Annotated in this window: 1 pseudogene; it reads right to left on the minus strand. The window is 69.8% G+C overall.

Going from position 1 to position 582, the window contains the following annotated elements:
• Nucleotides 1–3: 3 nt before the first annotated feature.
• Nucleotides 4–582, minus strand: a pseudogene (locus LDL48_RS43250) (bifunctional acetaldehyde-CoA/alcohol dehydrogenase); the annotation flags it as partial.

A 582-nucleotide genomic window follows, 5' to 3' on the forward strand; every position in this document is an offset into this window, starting at 1 on the left:
CGGTCACTTGCCGTAGTAGGCGTTTCGCATGATGTCCTGCATGTCGTCCAGCATCGGCATCCGGGGGTTGGCCGGCGCGCACTGGTCCTGGTAGGCGTTCAGGGACTGCTGCGGCATCGCGTCCAGGAACGCCTGCTCGTCCACGCCGACCTCCTGGAACGACTCCGGGATGCCGACCTCGCGGCGCAGCTGCTCCACCGCGCGGGCCAGCGACTCCACCCCCTCCTGCGGTGTGGCGGCGGGCAGCCCGAGCGTCCGGGCGATGTCCTGGAAGCGTTCGGGTGCCCGGTAGCTCTCGTACTTGGGCCAGCCGGTGAGCTTCGTGGGGACCGTGCCGTTGTAGCGGATGACGTGTGGCAACAGGACGGCGTTGGTGCGGCCGTGGGCGATGTGGAACGTCGCCCCCAGGGTGTGCGACATGGCGTGCACGATGCCGAGGAACGCGCTGCCGAAGGCCATTCCGGCGATCGTGCCGGCGTTGTGCATCTTCTCCCGGGCCTCCGGGTCGTTCGGCCCGTCCGCGACCGCCCGCCCGAGGTAGCCGAAGATCATCCGGATGGCCTGCAGGGCGAGGCCGTCGGT

Origin of the sequence: Jidongwangia harbinensis (assembly GCF_020216025.1) — a bacterium.
Lineage (GTDB): Bacteria > Actinomycetota > Actinomycetes > Mycobacteriales > Micromonosporaceae > Actinoplanes > Actinoplanes harbinensis.